Consider the following 16,168-nt stretch of genomic DNA (forward strand, 5'->3'; position numbering starts at 1 on the left):
TTGAAGTATAGTGGTGATAGGGTGAAAATCATTCTCACGTAAAGAAAATGAAAGGAGAGAGTTCTTTGAAATTGACAGTTATCGGCCACTGGGGCGGCTATCCAAAGAAGAATGAAGCCAGTTCCGGATATCTCCTCGAGGAGCAGGGGTTTAAATTACTGATTGACTGCGGCAGCGGAGTATTATCGTTCTTGCAGGAACATATTGAAGCATATGACCTTGATGCAGCAATTTTGTCTCATTATCATCCTGACCACACAGCAGATATCGGCGTCCTTCAGCATGCTCTGCTAATACAGAAATACCTGGGCAAATATAATAAATCCCTCCCTTTTTATGCCCATAATGAAGACAAGCAGGGATTTGAGTCACTTACATATAAAGATTTGATGAAAGGAACGGCCTATAATCCGGGTGCTCCTTTGAATGTCGGTCCTTTCAGCATCACTTTTTTAAAGACCAAGCATCCTGTACCATGCTATGCCATGAGAATTGAAGCAGGCGGCAAAGTCCTCATCTATACAGCTGACTCTGCATACCAGGAATCTTTCATTCCGTTTTCTAAGGATGCTGACATTTTTCTTTGTGAATGTAATTTTTACGGGGACATGGATGGAAGCGGTGCAGGCCATATGAACAGCCTTGACAGCGGCAGAATCGCTAAAGCTGCAGGTGTCAAGAAGCTCGTTCTCACGCACCTTCCGCACTACGGTGATTTGAATAATCTTGTAAAAGAAGCAGGCGGTATCTATAATGGGGAGATCATTCTCGCTGAAAAAAATCTACAGTTAATGATTTAAGGAGGATACATCTTATGAAATTTATTGATAATAAAGGCATCACCGATCCAAGGATCAACTTGGCAATTGAAGAATATGCTCTTAAAAATCTGGATATCAACGAAACATATTTACTGTTCTATATCAATGAGCCATCCATCATCATCGGAAAAAATCAAAATACAATAGAAGAAATCAATACAGAATACGTGGAAGCGCAAAAACTTCATGTGGTCCGACGCCTGTCCGGTGGAGGTGCGGTATATCATGACCTCGGCAACCTTAACTTCAGCTTCATTACAAAGGATGACGGAGAGAGTTTTCATAACTTCCAAAAATTCACGGAGCCGGTCATCAAGGCTCTGAAAAAATTAGGTGTGAATGCCGAACTAAGCGGACGAAACGATATTGAAGCAGAGGGCCGGAAGATTTCCGGGAATGCACAGTTTTCAACAAAAGGAAGAATGTTCAGCCATGGAACACTGCTGTTCGATTCCGAAATCGAGAATGTTGTTTCTGCACTGAAAGTCAGAAAGGACAAGATTGAATCCAAGGGGATTAAATCGATCCGCAGCCGTGTTGCCAATATCGCGGAGTTCCTTGAAGAGAAAATTTCCATAACAGAATTCCGTTCCATGCTGCTTCGTTATATTTTCGATGAGAATGAAGTGGAAGAATATGTCCTGACAGAAGAAGATTGGAAAAATATCAACGAGTTGTCTCAGCAAAGATATCAAAATTGGGAATGGAACTATGGAAGATCGCCAAAGTTCAATCTGCAGCATTCTCATCGTTTCCCTGTCGGATCCATTGATATCAGGCTTGAAGTCAATAAAGGGGTCATTGAAAATTGCAAAATCTATGGTGACTTCTTTGGTGTCGGTGATGTCAGTGATATCGAGAACAAACTCATTGGTTTGAAATATGAAAAAGCTGAGGTCGAACATGCACTTGAAGCGGTAGAGATTCAACACTACTTTGGGAATGTCACAAAAGAGGATATTGTGAACCTAGTTTATTAATCATCCGTTTGGATTTTTTCTGCAAATCAGGTTAATTCGTGGTGCTTATGGTTAAAACATAGGTAGAGAGCAGATTTGAAGAAAGTGGTGAATTCAAATGGAAAAAGCTCAGGTCAAAAGATATTGTGAAAATGACAAAAAAGAAACGATTCATGAAGCAGTAGAGGATGCACTTGAAATCCAATACAAGTGTACAGTTTGCGGACGTGAAGAACAGGTAGTCAAGAATTTCTTCTAAATAATAAATGCCAAGAAAAACAAAAGTACGTAAGGACTGATATCAGTCCTTACGTTTTTTTTATGGAGAGAATATAGGGAAAACCAGCTGAAGGGGCACGATTAGGAGAGAAACGAAGAAGCTTAATCGACAATTTATGTGTTTTATTTGCTTAAATAGAAGGAGAGAGCTTGAATTAATTGTTTTCTTTATATAAAATATATTTTGAAAACTTATAATTTTTAGATGAATGACTATTCATTCATAATTTGAAAAGGGGAGGGAGAACGTGAATCTTTCATTACGATTAGAAGAGTCGGCAAAGGTTCATGCTATGAAGCCTGCATACCACTTTATGGGGCAGTCCAGTACATATGGGGAATTGAATGGCGCAGTTAACAAGTTTGCCAGCGGGCTTGAAAAACTTGGTTTGGGCAAAGGGGATCATATTGCACTTGTACTGGGGAATTCACCTCACTTCATCATTGCCTTATACGGAGCGATGAGAGTTGGTGCCACGGTCATACCTATCAATCCAATTTATACACCGGATGAAATAGGGTATATCATGAAAAATGGAGATGTCAAAGCAGTTGTAACACTGGATATCATCCTGCCGCTGGTTGAAAAGATGCATCACCATCTGCCTGAAGTCGAGCATTTTATCTATTGTGAATCAGGGGATGAAAGAGCTAAAGGCATTCAGCCTGAACAGCTTTCAGCATACCCTAAATTGAAATCGTTTTCACAGGTTGTGGGATCCGGGGATGTTACATTCAAGGGACCTGAGTTAAATGAAGACGAGACAGCTGTGATTCTATATACCTCAGGTACGACAGGTAAGCCGAAGGGGGCTATGTTGTCTCACAAAAATCTTTATTCTAATGCAAGGGATACTGGGGAATATCTCAAGATGAATGAAGATGACAAGGTCATCACGACACTGCCGATGTTCCATGTGTTCTGTTTGACGGTCGTCCTGAATGCTCCACTGATGATGGGCGCGACACTGTTAATCACCCCAAGATTCAGTCCACAGGAAATTTTTAAATTGGCAAAAGAATACGAACCGACTGTATTTGCTGGTGTTCCGACAATGTATAACTTCCTATATCAGTATGAGGAAGGCAACCCTGAAGACTTTTCTTCTTTAAGATTATGTATTTCAGGCGGGGCATCACTACCGGTAGCTCTTTTGAAAAACTTTGAAAAAAAATTCAATGTGATGATTTCCGAAGGATACGGTTTGTCCGAGGCAGCGCCTGTCACTTGCTTCAATCCGCTTGACCGTCCAAGGAAGGCAGGTTCCATCGGTACGTCCATTGTCAATGTTGAAAATAAGGTTGTAAATGAGCTGGGAGAAGAAGTGCCGGTCGGAGAAGTTGGCGAACTTACTGTGAAAGGCCCTAACGTAATGAAAGGCTATTACAAAATGCCTGAAGAAACGGATGCTGCCATTCGTGACGGCTGGCTTTATACAGGCGATTTGGCCAGGATGGATGAAGAGGGATATTTCACCATTGTCGACCGCAAGAAAGATATGATTCTTGTCGGCGGCTATAACGTGTATCCCCGCGAAGTGGAAGAAGTATTATACAGCCACCCCGCAGTAGTGGAAGTGGCCGTTATAGGTGTTCCAGACCCTGAAATGGGAGAAGCCGTAAAGTGTTTTGTTGTGAAAAAGGACAGTGAATTGACTGAGCAGGAATTGACTGCTTATTGCAGCGAACATCTGGCTAAATACAAGCTTCCGAATTCAATTGAATTTTTGGAAGAGCTTCCTAAAAACACGACAGGGAAAATCCTTCGCAGAGCATTGAAACAGCAAGTCGTACAGTCTTGAAAAAATGGGCTTGTTTCCGTAAGCATCCGCTTTCGGAGATGAGCTCTTTTTTGTAAAAGGTTTTTTACAGCTTTTGTCGAAAGAGATAATGGAAGCGTTTTACTCATAATATCGATAAGGGGGATACATATATGGACACAATCTTGCTGGAACAGCGGGAACACCTTGCAATCGTTACAATCAACAGGCCGGATGCCATGAATGCATTTAACTATGACACTTTGGCAGAGCTGGAGAAAGTAGTGGAATCCATTCGGATTAATCCAGACATCAGAGTGGTGGTATTTACAGGGGCGGGAGAGAAAGCATTCAGCGTAGGAGCTGACCTGAAAGAACGGAAAACTTTGACGGAACAGCAGGTAAGAAGAAATGTGAACAAGATAGGAGATGTGTTCAATTCGGTCTCTACTCTTCCCCAGCCTACAATAGCGGCAATGAACGGCTACGCATTCGGGGGAGGCATGGAGCTTGCCCTTGCATGTGATTTCAGGATTGCTGTGAGCGGTACCTTAATGGGACTGACGGAGACAAGTCTGGCTATCATACCGGGGGCGGGAGGTACGCAGCGCCTTCCGAGACTGATAGGAGAGTCCAAAGCAATGGAGCTTATCCTTACAGCTAAACGACTTAAATCGGAGGAAGCTTTGCAAATCGGTATGCTGACGAAAACAGCAGCTGCCGAATCGTTTATGGAAGAAGTTATTGCTTTTGCAGATGAAATGCTGTCCAATGGACCGGTTGCCCTTCAGCAAGCCAAGTTTGCCATCAAGAATGGAATGAATACAGACCTGCAAACAGGATTGCAAATTGAAAGAAAGGCATATGAAATCACCATTCCCACTGAAGACCGAGTGGAAGCCCTGGTTGCCTTTGGGGAGAAGAGAAAGCCTCAGTTTAAAGGGAAATAAGATGGAAAAAGAAGCATATCCGTATTGATATGCTTCTTTTAGTTTTCAATTTCATAGGTGAAGATGTTCGTATATCCGCAGAGATTACAAAATAATCGAAACCTGTAAGTATAGTCATTCATTTTTTCAACAAGATCTACCTGCTGAGGACCGGTAGTCAGACTGAATACCGCGAATGAAGGTGAGTCGACAAATGGAGAAAGAGGATACATCCATGGCAGAATACGCTGGCAGTTTTCACACTTGTATATACTAGAAATCTCTTTCATACAACACCATCCATTTTATGTAGAGGTATTTTGCTGGGTCCATTTTACCATTCGCTTCTGAGCCGTTTCTACAGTTATTCCTAGAATTATATATTTTAAGGATTATGTCTGGTGAAGCTTTCATTATATAGGACCAAATGATGGGAAAATAAAGATAATTTTAGAATGAGGATGTAGTTCATGAAACTAAAACCATTTTTATCTATTTGCGCAGCCTCCGCTTTGATATTCCTGATCTTTGCGGCATTATTCGGGGTGACTTTTGGAATTGTCTTCATCCTGCTGAATCTTCTTCTTGCTGCCTTTTTATACTATTCTCTTCCATTAACCAGAGACAGGGTGTGGAGGAGCATTCATAGAATACTTCTTGCAGGTTATGGCTTATTTCTTGTGTCTTTTGCGGCGGTGCAATTGCTGCTTCTAGTTGAGATGGACAATCCTGCACCTGAAAACATTGATTATGCTGTCATCCTTGGAGCCGGACTGAAGGGAGAGGAGATTTCAGAGACACTTGAAAACAGGCTGGAGGCAGGGCTGAATTATCTTCAAGAAAACCCTGATACTCAAGTCATTGTATCCGGCGGTCAGGGAGAGGGGGAAGATATTCCCGAATCAACCGCGATGTCCAGCTATCTCGTTTCCCGTGGTATTTCGGCAGAGCGGATAACAGAAGAGAACCAATCGACGACCACCTTTGAAAATCTTCGGAATTCCAAGCGGATCCTGGAGAAGGAAGGTGCGGCTGACAGCCCTATCTTGATTGTTACCAGCGATTATCATGTATTCCGGGCCAAGCTGACTGCAGAAAAGATCGGGATGGATTGCTATGGAATCGGAGGAGAGTCAGATTTCTTTATCAAAATCAATTACATGATCCGAGAATATTTTGGGGTTGTGAAGGCGGTTGTATTTGATGAAGAAGCTGAAAGTTCTTGATACTTTAAAATGCTTTGATGATTGGCTGGCTTCTCACGGTATAAGGGCTTCTAATGGTCCATTAAAGGAGTTACCGGGCCAATGAGAAAGAAGATACGTGGGGGTGCTGGCCCGAAAAAGGAGTTACCGGGCCAATGAGAAAGAAGATACGTGGGGGTGCTGGCCCGAAAAAGGAGTTACCGGGCCAATGAGAAAGAGGATTCGGAGGGATGCTGGCCCGTAAAGGCAGTTACCGGGCCAATGAGAAGGAAGAATCGGAGGGGTATTGGCCCGTAAAGGGAGTTACAGGGCCAATGAGAAAGTGGATGCCGGCCCGTAAAAGTGATTACCGGTTATTTGGGCAATGGACGATTCTCATACTCCAGCAAAATATTTAAAAATATTTAACAATTATTCTTGTATACTAAAATCTTCACCGCTATAATATAATGAAATTATTTACTTCAGAAATTGATATATTTTACATAAATGGGGTGGGATTGAAAGTGGAAGCGTTAATCAATACAAGAAAACCCGGCGGTGAATTCCGGGTTGGGCTGCAGGCGGGGATCAGTATTGCCGTCGGCTATTTTCCTGTTGCCCTTACCTTTGGTCTATTGGCCAGGACAACCGGGCTGACACTTTATGAGACGGTCTTGATGAGTCTCCTTGTGTTTGCCGGCGCGGCGCAGTATATCTCCTTGAGTTTGATAGCAATTGGAACAGGTGTATTTGAAATCATCCTCACAACGTTCATTGTGAACATCCGCCATTTCCTGATGTCCGCATCCCTGAACGAGAAACTAGAGAAAGAGAAGGGATGGATAAAAGCAATTTATTCTTTTGGCATAACAGATGAAACCTTTACTGTTATTTCCGTTAAAGATGGAAAGGTGAGAACATCCTTTGCTTTTGGGGTGATCCTTATTTCATATCTCAGCTGGGTCGTGAATTCCGGCCTCGGCTATGTCATCGGACAGATTCTTCCCCAGTTCCTGCAGGTGAGCATGGGCGTAGCCTTATATGCCATGTTCGTTGGCCTGCTCGTCCCGTCCATGAAAAAAAGTGTCAAAGTCGTTTATCTTGCTGGAACGGCAGCAGCCTTAAATAGTGTATTTCTTTTCACGACCAATATTTCCGAAGGCTGGGCGATTATGATTGCTACGGTAATCTCGGCAGTTCTTGTAGAGTTTGTGGCAAGCAAGAGAAAGAAGGGGGAGACGTTAAGTGAATGAGACGATTCTGATTATGATTGTCGGGATGGCTGCTGTTACTTACATCCCGAGACTTGTCCCTCTCGTTACGTTCCAGGGGAAGGAGCTTCCTCCATTTTTACAGGGTGTTCTGAAAAATGTCCCGTTCGCGGTATTGGGAGCATTGATCTTTCCGAAAATCCTTCTCATTCAAGAGGGTGATATCTGGTTTGGGGCTGCAGGTGCAGCGGCTGCATTCCTGCTGGCTTATCTGGGGGCCAATGTGATTGTGGTTGTTTTGGGGGCAATTGCCGTGCTCTCTGTATATTCGCTGTTGTTCATGTAGGGGGAGAATTTCGATTCCTCCCTTTTTGTTTTTTTAATAGCTTTGTTATAAAGTGGTAAAATACAACATAGAGATGTGAACGGAAATTCTGAAAGTGCCTGTTCTATTTATTGGGACATGTCATTACATATAGTATAGAGGAATGAAAGGAGGAATGAGTATTGCGTAAATGGGCTTTCAGAGCAGTATTGCTCTATTTGCTGTTAGGAATATTTTTTTATGTCTATCTTTACTTTTTAGCCGACTCTTCTTTACCTGATATTTATAAAGGAAGCAGTGCCGACCCGGAAACATTCATGAACAGCAGGGAATTGATGCTGAGTGAAGAGTATTCTAAAATAAAAAATCTATTGTTTTTTCTTTCCACCCCATATGAATGGTTATTTTATTTCATCATTTTAATACTTGGTGTGTCGAGGGCATTCGAACGGTGGTCGGAAGCAACATCCAAGTTCAGGATCCTCCAGACGGCAATTTATCTTTTCTGGCTTTCGCTGCTGTCCAATGTAGTGATCTTTCCTTTCCAATACATTTCCTTCAGGATTTCGAAGGCTTATGATATTTCTACCCAAAGCTTTTCTCAGTGGATGAAAGATGAATTGACAGATTTCTGGGTGAATTATCTGACGATGTTTATTATCATCACCGTGCTCTATTTGTTGATCAGAAAGTTTCCTAAAAGGTGGTGGCTGGCTGCATGGGGATTGTCTGTGCCATTCAGTATCTTCATGATGTTCATTCAGCCGGTCCTTATTGATCCTTTATATAATGAGTTCACCCCTCTTCAGGATAAAGTACTGGAAGAAAAAATTCTGGCTATTGCTGACCGGGCAAACATTCCAGCTGATCATGTATATGAAGTCGATATGTCCTCAAAGACAAATGCGCTTAATGCTTATGTGACCGGAGTGGGATCCAATTCGAGGATTGTCCTGTGGGATACGACCATCAACAAACTGTCGGAAAAAGAAATACTGTTTGTTATGGCCCATGAAATGGCTCATTATGTTGAAAAACACATCTATATCGGCATAGCTCTGTATTTAGTTTTTTCCTTTTTCGGCCTGTGGATTGCTGCCAAGCTTATGAATCATTTAGTCAGAAAACATGGAGATGACCTAAAGGTGAATAAAGTATCGAGCTTGAGTTCACTGCCACTGTTCTTGCTGATCACCTCTATGCTGATGTTCACAATCAGTCCGTTTTCCAACTTCATATCCCGATATCAGGAAACACGTGCGGACCGGTATGCCATTGAAATGACGGGTGATAAGGAAGCTGCTATATCATCATTCCAGGAGCTGTCCAGAGTCGGTTTAAGCCAAGTAAACCCTCCTCTTCTGGTCAAGTTTTTCCGTTACGGTCATCCGACAATGCTTGAAAGGCTTATTATGCTTCAGGAATATGATACAGATCAATAAACCAAAACCCTCCCTTTATTTGAAAAAGGGAGGGATTTTTTATGAAAACTCCATTCGTCTCTAAATGATGCAAAATATGCCTGAAAATAAAGTTGGACTGACTTTATTAGTCAGTCCAATGGTTATATGCCATATTCCTCGGTCAAATTTTTTAATTGATGCGAAAGTGTCATGAATTTGTTTTCATCGCGCTGATCAAGAGCGCGGTCCAATTCTTCTTTCAGCTTTCTTTTTTGATTCAGCAAGCTAAGTTCATTTAACACCATATCAACATAAATTTCATTCAAAGTCATTTCGGTGGCCGTTTTCCGGGACATTGCACCAGCCTTCATCAATTCTGAATAAGTTTTCTTTTTATCCATACGCTCACCCCTGAAGTCTTTTTTATAAAGCACGTTACATAAAAACCGATTCATCACCATGACAGGAAAAATTCAGTGGATAATAGTTAACGGTTTATAGATGCGCAAAGTGATCAATTGCCGTATGCGGAATAGTATCAGGATATCTATCTGGGCGTCTGCAGTGTCGTCTTGTTGACTTGGTTTCTTTCGGAAAGGAACGAAAACCTTGCTGTGTTTATAAACAAGCTCCTTTTGGGCCCTCCGGGTATTTCCGGTGAAAAGAACTTTTTTATATTATATGAGAAAAGTCATAAGAAAACAACGTAAATATTTAAATTTTCTGAAAAATTATTCCTGGCATAAAAATAGTAAAATAGTGTAACTTTTTGGAATATTATGTTATTATACAAGAGAAAATGTAGAGGAGGCAGAGGAATGGTCGAGAAATCTCGAATAATTGAAGAATATGAAATCAATCCTGATACGATGCTGATTATGCCGATAGAATATGGAGCCAGGACGTATACAGAAATTCATGAAGTAAACGAAACGCTGTTATCTCCCTTTAAACCCTTTGATATTATTAAAAAAAGCTGTGAGTTTTTTGGGTCATCGTATCAAGGCCGGAAAGATGGAACCAAACGCTTAACAGGCATCACCCACAAAGCCCCCATCATTGTAGATCCTCATTCGTCCATCTATCTATTTCCAACCACATCACCAGCCAAATCAGAATGTATTTGGGTATCCCATGATCACGTACTTTCGCATCGGAAATTAAACAGTAAAGAAATAAGTGTGACATTCCGTAATCGCGGCAGCTTCACCCTCCCCATGTCCTATGCAAGTTTCGAGGCGCAGATGATGAGGACAGCGATGCTGAGAATCAACTTTCAGCATCGGATAGTGAATGCGGAAAGGAAATCTTCATCGCGGCATTTTGCCTCCTATCCCGGGAGAGCATCAGAACAGGTGCCGGCTTATGCCTGGAGACAGGAAACTTCAGGGGAAGATATGTGATGATCCGGTTATCCTCGAAAGTTTTAGGAGGCAAGCTGAAAGTCCGCAGGATAGAGTTATTCCTGCGGCTTTCGCTTGTAATCAAGAGTGTAATTCTTGGAAGGCGGTTTGGCGGCGTGCCAATGGGAGGTAAAGTAAGGCCTTAGGCTTTTTTGCTTTCCTGAGTCTCGACTTTTAAGAAACGCTGATACAAATAGTGCCTCAGCAATTCCTCTACCCGGTTGCGAAGGCGGGGATTGAAGTAATTATGATGCTCCTCGTACCCTTTGTAAAGAAACAAGTACATGGTGAAGGCATCATCAGTCTTGATTCTTTCCACTTTCATTCCATTCAGTTTCATGTGCTTTTTCACACCTGCAAGTTCGCTTTGAATAATCTTCATCGTTTCCTCGATGAGTTCCAGGTAGGGTCTTTTCAGTTTGAAGGGACTCTTTTCCACAACGGTGAAATCCCTGTCAAGCACAGTCAAGACCATTGGCAGGTATATCGCCTGCTCTAAGATGTTTCGATCTTCCTCGGATATCCTGGTCATAATTATGCTCCTTTTTATAAGGAATTACAGAACATTTGTTCGTATTTTTATTGTACGTATTTTTTACCAAATTTTCAATATCCAATATTGCAGAATCCGGTCGAATTTCAATCTTTTTTCCATAGTATGGTGAATTGGCTGGGAATCTAATCACCAAGGCGCTTGAAAATTCCCGAGACAAAGGATTTGAGGCATACCTGTCGAATTTTTTACAATAGGACCTATAATGCAATTGAAAGGGAGTTGACACTTTGAATAAAAGAGGTATAACTGCAGAAGATTTATTTGAATTAAAGTCTGTTTCCGACCCGAAGCTTTCACCCAGTGGAAAGGAAGCTGTCTATGTTGTAACGGAAATGGATAAAGAAAAAAATGATTACATATCCAACCTGTTTCATCTCGATGTTGAGACGGGGAAAAGCACGCAATGGACATTCGGGGAAAATCGGAACTCGTCACCCAAGTGGTCTCCTGATGGGGAAAAAGTGGTCTTTGTCTCGGACCGCTTTGATAAAAGCCAATTGTATCTACTGGCTTGTAATGGGGGAGAAGCGAAGCAGCTGACATTCTGCCCTAATGGTGCATCACAGCCCGTATGGTCTCCATGCAGCACGAAGATTGCATTTTCAACAGCCTTGCGGGAAGGAGAAACGTTGACGGAAGGGAAAGAAGAAGAAAAGCATCCCCAGCCGCTTGAAGTGAAAAAAATGAAATACAAGTCAGATGACAGCGGTTTTTTCAAAGGAAAGAGAAGCCATATTGCCGTCCTTGATGTGGAAACCCTTGATATGGAAATCATAACCGAGGGGGATATTGATTACTCCCTGCAGTCCTGGTCTCCAGACGGCAAATACATAGCATATGGTGCAGATAAAAGTGTCGACCTTGATACATCATTCCAAACGGATTTATTTTTATATGATGTAAAAGAATCCAACGAGCAAAAAATAACCAATGGAACAGGCTATTTCGGTAATGCAGCCTGGTCCCCTGACAGCCGTTTCATCGCCCTGCTCGGCCATGAAAGAGAGTATGAAAATGCGACACTGACAAAAGTATGGATGTATGAATTGGAAACAGGCTCCCTTAGCTGCATGACAAGTGAACTGGACAGCCCGGTTGGCGATTTCATGGTAATTGACTTTCAGCAAGGTGTATCCAATCCCGGCGTGCAATGGGCTGCAGATAATGAAAGTTTTTACTTCCTGACATCTGATAATGGAAATACCGTCCTGTATTATGGAAATCGCGAGGGAGCCCTCTATCCGGCCCTTTTGGATAATCAGCATGTTTATGGGTTCGATTTGGATGCTGAAAGTCAAAGAGCGATTGTGGCCATCAGCAATCCATTGCTGCCAGGAGATTTATTCATGCTCGACATCCCATCAGGCGGTTTGAAGAAGCTTACATCTGTGAACGAAAAATTCCTGGCTGAAGTTACGTTGTCAGAAACAGAAGCGATTTCTTTTAAAAGCAGGGATGGTTTGGAAGTCAATGGCTGGCTGATGAAGCCCGCGGGCTTGCGCGAAGGAGAAAAATGCGGCTTGGTCGTTGAAATTCATGGAGGCCCTCATATGATGTATGGTAATACATATTATCAGGAATTCCAGATGCTTGCAGCTGAAGGTTATGCCGTATTGTTCATCAATCCAAGGGGAAGCCACGGGTACGGCCAGACGTTTGTTGATGCGGTGAGAGGGGACTATGGAGGCGGAGATTATGAAGATGTAATGGCTGCTGTGAACCATGTTACTGAAAACTGCGATTTTATCGATAAAGACAGACTTGGAGTAACAGGAGGAAGCTATGGAGGCTTCATGACAAACTGGATTGTCGGCCATACAGATATGTTCAAAGCGGCCGTTACTCAAAGGTCGATTTCCAACTGGGTAAGCTTTTACGGGGTCAGTGATATCGGTTATTATTTTTCCGAGTGGCAGATCGATGCTGACCTGGGTGACGTCGAAAAACTATGGAAACATTCGCCGCTTGCCTATGCGAAGAACATCCATACACCTCTTTTGATCCTTCACAGTGAAAAAGATTACCGCTGTCCTATTGAACAGGCGGAACAGTTGTACATTGCTGTGAAAAGGCAGGGGAAGGATACGGAAATGGTTCGATTCCCTGAAGCAAACCATAATCTCTCAAGGAACGGAAAACCTAATTTAAGAGTAGCCAGATTGAATTATATTAAGGATTGGTTTAAGAAATATATTTGATACATTGTCAAAACACCCGGTAACCGTGATAATGCTTTTACCGGGTGTTTTTTAGAAAAAAGCAGTCTGAAAGTGTAAATGATATTTCATTTTCATGACAGTCTATTAGATGGAAAACCCTTATGATATACTTCTTATAAGCCCTTGAATTTACATTATTCAGGTAATTATGGATGAGGGATTTAATTTGTTCTCATTCTTCTTTATGGGACAATGCCCATAAGATAGTCAGGACGGAGAAAAATTTAAAAATGGGTTTTGTTCTGCAGTTATTTAGGGGAAAGATATAGTATGGATATTGAGATGATAAAAGCATGGTTTACACTTGAAAATATAATGGATTTAATAAGGGAATACCGTTCTCTCGGTCCATTGCCGGGAATTCTGCTTCCAATGCTGGAAGCCTTCCTGCCGTTTCTTCCGCTGTTTGCTTTTGTTCTGGCAAATGTGAATGCATTCGGTCTGTGGTTCGGCTTTTTATTTTCCTGGATGGGGGCGTCCCTTGGAGCACTAATCGTGTTTCTGCTTGTCAGAAAATATGGCCAGGCCCGTTTCTTCCGTTTTCTGAAAAACAACAAGCAGGTTCACCGTTTGACGAACTGGGTGGACCGTCATGGATTCGGCCCCTTGTTTCTGCTGTTATGCTTTCCTTTTACGCCGTCAGCGCTGGTCAATATTGTAGCAGGGTTGTCCGGAATCAATATATTTCAGTATATGCTCGCAGTCGTTACCGGGAAAATTGTCATGATTTTTACCATTAGCTTTATCGGACATGATATTGTATCATTATTCCAACAGCCATTGCGTACAGCACTGGTCCTGGCTGGAATTTTCATTCTTTGGCTTGCCGGTAAACGGGTGGAAGCCCGCATTAATAAAAAAGTAGATAAAGATCACTCCCGCGGTTAACCAGGGTAGGAGGAATTAGATTGAGAGACAGCATAAAAAAAGAGAGTGTAGAATGGATCAAGGCTTTAGGAATCGGTTTGGTTATCTTTGTTGTGATCAGGACCTTCCTGTTTTCAAACTACGTTGTTGAAGGCGAGTCCATGATGCCTACGCTCGAAGACGGCAATAAGCTTGTTGTCAATAAGATAGGATATCAGGTTGGTGAACTTCACCGCTTTGACGTTGTTGTGTTTCATGCCAATGAGGAAGAGGATTATGTGAAACGGATTATTGGCCTTCCTGGTGATACCGTGGAGTATAAAGACGATAAGTTATATGTGAATGGCGAATTTCAGGAAGAGCCATATCTGGATAAATTCAAAGAGGAAATGGTTGGCACCAAACTGACAGGAGATTTCACGTTGGAAGAGATCACCGGCAAACAAACCGTTCCTGAGGGGATGGTATTTGTTCTTGGGGATAACAGACGCAGCAGTATGGACAGCCGTTACTTCGGGTTTGTCGACCAGGAACAGATTGTCGGAAAAGTAAACCTGCGTTACTGGCCTCTGAATGAATTCGATGTCCAGTTTGGCGATTGATTAAGGAGCGCTTGATTCCAGTATAGGAATCAGGCGTTTTTTTGTGTGAGCTGCCGTGTGGTTATGCGGCAAATGCGCCATCTTAGAAGGATTGTGGAAGTATAGCAGGGTGATTAGAGGGGAAACACCGGAAAATAGACGGAGCTGGGAAGTATAATAGGTTGATTAGAGAAGAAACATCCCATTATAGAAGGAGAGAAAGATTATAATGGTACGATTAGAGAAGAAACGTCCCATTATAGAAGGAGAGAGAGTTTATAATGGTACGATTAGAGAAGAAACGTCCCGTTATAGAAGGAGAGTCAGTTTATAATGGTACGATTAGAGAAGAAACGTCCCGTTATAAAAGGAGAGAAAGATTATAATGGTACGATTAGAGAAGAAACGTACCATTATAGAAGGAGAGAGAGTTTATAATGGCACGATTAAAGAAGAAACGTCCCATTATAGATGGGAATTTAATTTTAAATGGCATCATCCGTAAATAGGTCTATAAGAAGAATAGCAAAAAAAACGCCATTGAATCCTGGTCAGGACATATGGCGTTTTTTTGCTCACAATAATAGGAACGGCCGCTTCCATTTTTGTTTATTCCTCATCATTGATCTCGCCATCGCCGATTTCGTCTTCGCCCGGCTCATCATCACATGCTGTCATCGTTGTTGCCAGCATAGCGGCAAGAAGCATATAAAGCAGCTTTTTCTTCATGGTTATCCCCCCCATCCTTAAGATCTATTTTTGAATTCTAATCATAGAATGCACTAAAACATGAAGAATATCCGATTTGGGCTTTGGCATAATCAGGGTTTGGCCCGTCAAAAAGAGGAATTTTGCGGGGTATTGTCGAAATATTCTACCAGCAAGATGTTTACATGTTGGGAGGATACATAATGAGATTAAAGGATAAAACAGCTGTCATAACCGGAAGTGCCAATGGGATCGGTCTGGCTGCAGCCAGGAAGTTTGTCCAGGAAGGCTGCAAGGTGGTCATGGCAGATTACGATGAGGGCAAAGGAGCCGCTGAAGCAAAGAAGTTAGTGGAAGAGGGTGGTGATGCGGTCTTTTACCAGGTCGATATCGCTGATCGTGAAAGCGTTAACAGTTTGGCGGAAAGGGTTGCTCAGGAGTTCGGTGGGATCGATATCTTGGTCAATAATGCCGGAATTACACGAGATGGCATGATGGCAAAACTGAGTGAGGAAGATTTCCAAAGAGTCCTGGATGTTAATCTGACTGGAGTCTTCCATTGTACCCAGGCTTTTCTGCCGGCACTATTAAGCAGCGGCAAGGGGAAAATCATCAATACAGCCTCTGCCAGCGGACTTTTCGGGAATGGGGGGCAAACCAATTACGCCGCATCGAAAGCGGCAGTTATTGGAATGACCAAAACCTGGGCGAAGGAGTTTGGGCCAAAAGGAATCAATGTTAATGCGGTTGCTCCGGGAGTGATTGAAACAGAGATGACAGCCAAAATTCCGGATAAGGTAAAAGCTCAGATGAATTCGTTAATCCCGCTGGGGAAATTCGGGAAACCGGAAGATGCTGCAAATGCCTATTTATTCTTGGCTTCGAATGAGTCTGATTATGTAAATGGAATTGTTCTGCAAGTCGACGGCGGAATAATGATGTAAATGAAGGGGGTGGAGA

Annotated in this window: 18 protein-coding genes; 15 read left to right on the forward strand and 3 right to left on the reverse strand. The window is 42.4% G+C overall.

The window, feature by feature from the left end; all coding sequences use genetic code 11:
* The first annotated feature begins 65 nt into the window (after window positions 1-65).
* The 5 genes from ACOJQI_RS05985 (at window position 66) to ACOJQI_RS06005 (ending at window position 4,769) form a co-directional block, all read left to right on the forward strand.
* Window positions 66-800 carry an MBL fold metallo-hydrolase gene (locus ACOJQI_RS05985; protein WP_421384102.1) on the forward strand — a complete coding sequence of 245 codons (735 nt, stop codon included), beginning with the start codon at window positions 66-68 and terminating at the stop codon, window positions 798-800.
* 14 nt (window positions 801-814) lie between these two features.
* Complete coding sequence (locus ACOJQI_RS05990) at window positions 815-1,801, forward strand: lipoate--protein ligase (RefSeq protein ID WP_421384103.1); 987 nt, start codon at window positions 815-817, stop codon at window positions 1,799-1,801.
* Window positions 1,802-1,898: 97 nt separating this feature from the next.
* Complete coding sequence (locus ACOJQI_RS05995) at window positions 1,899-2,039, forward strand: hypothetical protein (RefSeq protein ID WP_421384104.1); 141 nt, start codon at window positions 1,899-1,901, stop codon at window positions 2,037-2,039.
* 268 nt (window positions 2,040-2,307) lie between these two features.
* The gene (locus ACOJQI_RS06000; protein WP_421384105.1) at window positions 2,308-3,861 is read left to right on the forward strand and encodes a fatty acid--CoA ligase family protein; all 1,554 of its coding nucleotides are present in this window, start codon (window positions 2,308-2,310) and stop codon (window positions 3,859-3,861) included.
* 131 nt (window positions 3,862-3,992) lie between these two features.
* Entirely contained in the window at window positions 3,993-4,769 is a 777-nt protein-coding gene (locus tag ACOJQI_RS06005) for an enoyl-CoA hydratase-related protein (protein WP_421384106.1), read from the forward strand.
* A gap of 38 nt (window positions 4,770-4,807) precedes the next feature.
* Here ACOJQI_RS06005 and ACOJQI_RS06010 read toward each other — a convergent pair whose 3' ends face one another.
* The gene (locus ACOJQI_RS06010) at window positions 4,808-5,038 is read right to left on the reverse strand and encodes a hypothetical protein (RefSeq protein WP_421384107.1); all 231 of its coding nucleotides are present in this window, start codon (window positions 5,036-5,038) and stop codon (window positions 4,808-4,810) included.
* A gap of 180 nt (window positions 5,039-5,218) precedes the next feature.
* On the opposite strand from ACOJQI_RS06010, the gene ACOJQI_RS06015 reads away from it, so the two are divergent.
* The 5 genes from ACOJQI_RS06015 to ACOJQI_RS06035 all read left to right on the forward strand — a co-directional run bounded on the left by ACOJQI_RS06015 (window position 5,219) and on the right by ACOJQI_RS06035 (window position 8,913).
* On the forward strand, window positions 5,219-5,974 hold the full coding sequence (locus ACOJQI_RS06015) for a YdcF family protein (RefSeq protein ID WP_421384108.1): 756 nt from the start codon (window positions 5,219-5,221) through the stop codon (window positions 5,972-5,974).
* A gap of 209 nt (window positions 5,975-6,183) precedes the next feature.
* A complete protein-coding gene (locus ACOJQI_RS06020) occupies window positions 6,184-6,351 on the forward strand; it encodes a hypothetical protein (protein WP_421384109.1) in 168 nt (55 codons plus the stop codon).
* A 108-nt stretch (window positions 6,352-6,459) separates the two neighbouring features.
* Complete coding sequence (locus ACOJQI_RS06025) at window positions 6,460-7,188, forward strand: AzlC family ABC transporter permease (protein ID WP_421384110.1); 729 nt, start codon at window positions 6,460-6,462, stop codon at window positions 7,186-7,188.
* 13 nt (window positions 7,189-7,201) lie between these two features.
* Window positions 7,202-7,492, forward strand: coding sequence for an AzlD domain-containing protein (locus ACOJQI_RS06030; RefSeq protein WP_421385401.1), 291 nt, complete (start codon window positions 7,202-7,204; stop codon window positions 7,490-7,492).
* Between the two features lie 161 nt (window positions 7,493-7,653).
* Window positions 7,654-8,913, forward strand: coding sequence for a M48 family metallopeptidase (locus tag ACOJQI_RS06035; RefSeq protein WP_421384111.1), 1,260 nt, complete (start codon window positions 7,654-7,656; stop codon window positions 8,911-8,913).
* Window positions 8,914-9,035: 122 nt separating this feature from the next.
* Here the strand turns inward: ACOJQI_RS06035 and ACOJQI_RS06040 are convergent, their stop codons facing one another.
* On the reverse strand, window positions 9,036-9,275 hold the full coding sequence (locus ACOJQI_RS06040; protein WP_421384112.1) for an IDEAL domain-containing protein: 240 nt from the start codon (window positions 9,273-9,275) through the stop codon (window positions 9,036-9,038).
* Window positions 9,276-9,692: 417 nt separating this feature from the next.
* On the opposite strand from ACOJQI_RS06040, the gene ACOJQI_RS06045 reads away from it, so the two are divergent.
* Window positions 9,693-10,277, forward strand: a complete 585-nt coding sequence (locus ACOJQI_RS06045) for a competence protein ComK (protein ID WP_421384113.1) — start codon at window positions 9,693-9,695, stop codon at window positions 10,275-10,277.
* Window positions 10,278-10,419: 142 nt separating this feature from the next.
* Here the strand turns inward: ACOJQI_RS06045 and ACOJQI_RS06050 are convergent, their stop codons facing one another.
* Entirely contained in the window at window positions 10,420-10,809 is a 390-nt protein-coding gene (locus tag ACOJQI_RS06050; protein ID WP_421384114.1) for a hypothetical protein, read from the reverse strand.
* Window positions 10,810-11,060: 251 nt separating this feature from the next.
* Here ACOJQI_RS06050 and ACOJQI_RS06055 point away from each other — a divergent pair, with 251 nt between their 5' ends.
* From ACOJQI_RS06055 to fabG, 4 genes are all read left to right on the forward strand, one after another.
* Window positions 11,061-13,031, forward strand: a complete 1,971-nt coding sequence (locus ACOJQI_RS06055) for a S9 family peptidase (RefSeq protein WP_421384115.1) — start codon at window positions 11,061-11,063, stop codon at window positions 13,029-13,031.
* A gap of 291 nt (window positions 13,032-13,322) precedes the next feature.
* Entirely contained in the window at window positions 13,323-13,940 is a 618-nt protein-coding gene (locus ACOJQI_RS06060; protein ID WP_421384116.1) for a TVP38/TMEM64 family protein, read from the forward strand.
* 20 nt (window positions 13,941-13,960) lie between these two features.
* Window positions 13,961-14,521: a signal peptidase I gene (lepB, locus tag ACOJQI_RS06065; protein WP_421384117.1), complete on the forward strand. Its 561-nt coding sequence runs from the start codon at window positions 13,961-13,963 to the stop codon at window positions 14,519-14,521.
* Between the two features lie 890 nt (window positions 14,522-15,411).
* Window positions 15,412-16,152 carry a 3-oxoacyl-ACP reductase FabG gene (gene fabG, locus ACOJQI_RS06070; protein WP_421384118.1) on the forward strand — a complete coding sequence of 247 codons (741 nt, stop codon included), beginning with the start codon at window positions 15,412-15,414 and terminating at the stop codon, window positions 16,150-16,152.
* Window positions 16,153-16,168 lie beyond the last annotated feature (16 nt).

The sequence above is a fragment of the Bacillus salacetis genome, assembly GCF_049177075.1.
Taxonomy (GTDB): Bacteria; Bacillota; Bacilli; order Bacillales; family Bacillaceae_B; genus Rossellomorea; species Rossellomorea salacetis_A.

Excerpts from the sequence above, each read along its gene's own strand:
- fabG (WP_421384118.1), top strand. The coding sequence starts at position 15,412 with ATGAGATTAAAGGATAAAACAGCTGTCATAACCGGAAGTGCCAATGGG.
- ACOJQI_RS06030 (WP_421385401.1), top strand. The coding sequence starts at position 7,202 with ATGATTGTCGGGATGGCTGCTGTTACTTACATCCCGAGACTTGTCCCT.
- ACOJQI_RS06050 (WP_421384114.1), bottom strand. The coding sequence starts at position 10,809 with ATGACCAGGATATCCGAGGAAGATCGAAACATCTTAGAGCAGGCGATA.
- ACOJQI_RS05990 (WP_421384103.1), top strand. The coding sequence starts at position 815 with ATGAAATTTATTGATAATAAAGGCATCACCGATCCAAGGATCAACTTG.
- ACOJQI_RS05995 (WP_421384104.1), top strand. The coding sequence starts at position 1,899 with ATGGAAAAAGCTCAGGTCAAAAGATATTGTGAAAATGACAAAAAAGAA.
- ACOJQI_RS06040 (WP_421384112.1), bottom strand. The coding sequence starts at position 9,275 with ATGGATAAAAAGAAAACTTATTCAGAATTGATGAAGGCTGGTGCAATG.
- ACOJQI_RS06005 (WP_421384106.1), top strand. The coding sequence starts at position 3,993 with ATGGACACAATCTTGCTGGAACAGCGGGAACACCTTGCAATCGTTACA.
- ACOJQI_RS06045 (WP_421384113.1), top strand. The coding sequence starts at position 9,693 with ATGGTCGAGAAATCTCGAATAATTGAAGAATATGAAATCAATCCTGAT.
- ACOJQI_RS06010 (WP_421384107.1), bottom strand. The coding sequence starts at position 5,038 with ATGAAAGAGATTTCTAGTATATACAAGTGTGAAAACTGCCAGCGTATT.
- ACOJQI_RS06060 (WP_421384116.1), top strand. The coding sequence starts at position 13,323 with ATGGATATTGAGATGATAAAAGCATGGTTTACACTTGAAAATATAATG.
- ACOJQI_RS06020 (WP_421384109.1), top strand. The coding sequence starts at position 6,184 with ATGCTGGCCCGTAAAGGCAGTTACCGGGCCAATGAGAAGGAAGAATCG.
- ACOJQI_RS06015 (WP_421384108.1), top strand. The coding sequence starts at position 5,219 with ATGAAACTAAAACCATTTTTATCTATTTGCGCAGCCTCCGCTTTGATA.